Raw genomic sequence first — 3,125 nt, 5'->3', positions numbered from 1 at the left:
GCGATCTTTTGATCTTCAGCCTCGCTGAAAACGCCAAGAGATCGCAGGCTTCGCCAGCTCCTGCAAAAGCGCGAAGCGGTGATGTGTGGATGGGCGTCAGGCTTGCTTGAGCTTGATCAGTTTCTTGATCAATGGTCGCCCGACCATCAAAAAGAACACCGGTCCACCGGCGACCAGATAAAAGTAATACGTCACCGCCCGCCAGATCAGAATCGCCGCTGCCGCTGTGGATTTGCCCACCATCGGCGCCAGCAGTGCCGCTGAGGTCAACTCCGCCGCCCCGGCGCCGCCGGGCAGCAGGCTGAACTGCCCCGCGCTCAAGGAGAGCATCTGGATCAGAAAGCTCCAGGCCCACTGCAAATCCGCCCCCAGTCCTCTCAACGCCAGATACAACACGCTGTAGCGCAGCGCCCAGTGAAGGCACGTCAGGCCGAAGACTTGAAACAGGGTCTGACGGGGCAATTTCAGGGTGTCGGTAAATGCCGCCAGAAAGTGCAGGATCTTGCGTCCCCAGCGTTGGCGAGTGGCGGTCTTTACCCGCAAATGTCGCAATAACCGCGCGCCCAGCAGAATCAGTTTGCGGTGGTAGCGGGCCACCAGCACGCAGCCGAACAGTCCGCCAAACAACGAGAAGGCACTCAATGCCAGCATCCATTCGATGCGCTGGCTGAGGTTCTGGAACAGTGCATAAAACAGGATGCCGACCAAGGCACAGAGGAAAAACAGCAGATCGCTCAACTGATCCATGGCAAACACCGCGCTGCCATGGGCCGGACGCACGCCATTACGCGCCAGCAATGCCATCAGCGTCAGCGGCCCGCCACTGCCGCCGGGCGTGGCGCACATGGCGAACTCGGTGGACATGACGACGCCAATGCTTTTCAGCCGGCCGACGCGCCCGCGGTGTTCACCCAGCAGCAAACGCAGACGCACGGAGTTCAAGCCCCAGCAGAGGACAATCATGCCGAGCATGGTCAGCAGCAATGACAAGGGAAAACGCTGCACCCGCGACCACATCTCCCCGCCACCCATCAGCCACGGCACCAGCAGCGCCATGAGCAAGGCGGCGCTCAGCCAGATCAGCCGTTTCATGCGGCGTCGCAGGCCCGCAGGCCCTGGGTCATCAGCCATTGGACCTTGGTTAACGGCTCGCGGCCGTCGTTGAGCAGGCGTTCGAGGGTGCGCAACCAATAATTCCGGGAAAAGTCGTGACGCATGTCGACGGGATGCAGGCCAAGGCGAATGACTGGCGCCTGGCGCCAGCGCTGTTCACGTTGATCATTGATGACTTTGGAAAGGCCACGGCGCCAGGCGCTGCGGGCGCTCCAGACCAACCCCGGGGCGTCGAGCGGGGTGAAGTCCGGCAAGCGATAGAGGTGCTGGGGATCGCTGGTGTAACTCAGTGGCAACTGGCGCAGTGCCTGGCGCGTGCCTTCGCTCATGAGCCAGGCCGGCGCGACGAAACCCTCCAGCGGCCACTGGTAGCGCTGGAAGATTTCGACACCCGCGCGCAGGCGGGCGAGGGCCGCCTCCTCGCCGAGGCTGTAGAACTCGCCTTCGTGGGTATACACCCGGCGCATGAACCAGTCCTTGGGATGAGTCGCCGGTGGACCGTCGTCGCAATGGTAGTAGCCGTGCAGCACCAATTCGTCGCCGCGCTCGACCCTCTCGTCGAGCAGGCGTCGAAAGCCTGGGTGATGCTCCAGCGCGTTGGTGTGGTGAAAGTCCGGCACCACCAGCCAGGTCATTGGCACGTGGCCAAGGGCGTCGACAGCTTCGACAAAGGGCTGGTAGTCAGGCCAGGTTTGCGGCGCCACGTCATGCAACACCAACAGCAGGCTGGGCGAGTGATTGATCGACACGGACGTCACCTCAACCATTGGCCAGCAGGGGCAGTTGTTCACCCAGTACGCTGTAGTAGTGCCCCAACAGGCTGTTGACCACCGAGTCCCAGGCGTAGTGGCGCTCCACGTGCTGGCGCGCCAGCACACCGCGTCGCTGGCAGCCTTCGGCAAACAGCTGCCGCACGGCGTTGGCCATGGCTTGTGGATTGTCGGGCGTGCACAGCAGGCCGCAGTCTTCGTGGACGATTTCGGTGAAGGCCCCGGCCGCCACCGCCACCACGGGGATGCCGCTGGCCATGGCTTCAAGGATTACCAGGCCGAAGGTTTCCTGGTCGCCGGCATGCACCAAGGCATCGGCGCTGGCCATCAGCCGGGCGACTTGCGGCGCCGGACAGAACTCATCGACCACCGTAACGTTGTCCGGCACCACGGCGGGCATGGACGAACCCACCAGCAGCAGGTGATAACGCTCGCCCAGGCGTTTCATGCACTTGAGCAGCACCGGCAGGTTTTTTTCCCTGGAACCGCGACCGGCGAAAATCAGCAGGCGGGTGTCTTCGGCGATTCCCAGTTCGGCTCGCAGTTCCGGGTCACGGGCGGCGGGGTTGAAGGTTTGCAAATCCACGCCCAAAGGCTGCACGTAGACATTCTTGACCCCAAGCCCGATCAACTTGTCGGCCATGACCTGGCTCGGCGCCAGGACCCGGTCGAAATTGCCGTACAACTTGCTGACATAGGCTTCGATGTTGGGCGTGAACCAGTTGCCCATCCGGTTGCTGACCAGCAGCGGCAGGTCGGAGTGATAGAAACCGATCACGGGCACATCGAGCTGACGCCGGGCGTCCAGGGCAGCCCATGCGGTCAGGTAGGGATCACCGACTTCAATCAGGTCTGGTTGTAAATCACGCAGGACATTGCGCCAAGGTGCCAGGCGAAGCGGGAAGCGATAGCCCTTGCCGAAAGGCAGCGCGGGGGCGGGAACCTGATAGATCCCGTCGTGCTCGCTCAAATGCGCGCCGGGGATCAACAGACTGTGACGAATGGCGGGCCGATCACTCAGGCGCCGGTGCTTGGCATCCAGATAAGTGCGCACGCCGCCGCTGGCGGGGGCGTAGAACATGGTTATGTCCGCTATGTGCACGATGAACATCCCTCCGGTCTGTATTCTCCTTTGTTGACCTTTAGTAAGAATAGATGTTCGGTTGGGATTGTGGGGGGAGGGAGTCAATGAGGTGATGTGGCGTTTGACGGGCCCCCATCGCGAGCAGGCTCGCTCCCACA

At 62.3% G+C, this 3,125-nt stretch carries 3 protein-coding genes; all 3 read right to left on the bottom strand.

Going from position 1 to position 3,125, the window contains the following annotated elements; all coding sequences use genetic code 11:
* Positions 1-96: 96 nt before the first annotated feature.
* From gpgF to gpgS, 3 genes are read right to left on the bottom strand one after another with little or no spacing between them, the layout of a single operon-like run.
* The gene (gene gpgF / locus HU811_RS26125) at positions 97-1,092 is read right to left on the bottom strand and encodes a glucosaminyl phosphatidylglycerol flippase (RefSeq protein WP_092393375.1); all 996 of its coding nucleotides are present in this window, start codon (positions 1,090-1,092) and stop codon (positions 97-99) included.
* On the bottom strand, positions 1,089-1,880 hold the full coding sequence (gene gpgD, locus HU811_RS26120) for an N-acetylglucosaminyl phosphatidylglycerol deacetylase (RefSeq protein WP_186658951.1): 792 nt from the start codon (positions 1,878-1,880) through the stop codon (positions 1,089-1,091). The genes gpgF and gpgD overlap by 4 nt, the downstream gene beginning before the upstream one ends.
* The gene (gpgS, locus tag HU811_RS26115) at positions 1,873-2,994 is read right to left on the bottom strand and encodes an N-acetylglucosaminyl phosphatidylglycerol synthase (RefSeq protein WP_092393368.1); all 1,122 of its coding nucleotides are present in this window, start codon (positions 2,992-2,994) and stop codon (positions 1,873-1,875) included. Before gpgS ends, gpgD begins: the two co-directional genes overlap by 8 nt.
* Positions 2,995-3,125 lie beyond the last annotated feature (131 nt).

It is taken from the genome of Pseudomonas tehranensis (assembly GCF_014268615.1).
Classification (GTDB): Bacteria; Pseudomonadota; Gammaproteobacteria; order Pseudomonadales; family Pseudomonadaceae; genus Aquipseudomonas; species Aquipseudomonas tehranensis.
The sequence above is the reverse complement of the archived record's forward strand: the minus strand, read 5'-3'. Positions and strand labels throughout refer to the sequence as shown.

Bases quoted from the DNA above. Each gene is read 5' to 3' on its own strand.
- gpgF (WP_092393375.1), bottom strand. From the start codon at position 1,092: ATGAAACGGCTGATCTGGCTGAGCGCCGCCTTGCTCATGGCGCTGCTG.
- gpgD (WP_186658951.1), bottom strand. From the start codon at position 1,880: ATGGTTGAGGTGACGTCCGTGTCGATCAATCACTCGCCCAGCCTGCTG.
- gpgS (WP_092393368.1), bottom strand. From the start codon at position 2,994: ATGTTCATCGTGCACATAGCGGACATAACCATGTTCTACGCCCCCGCC.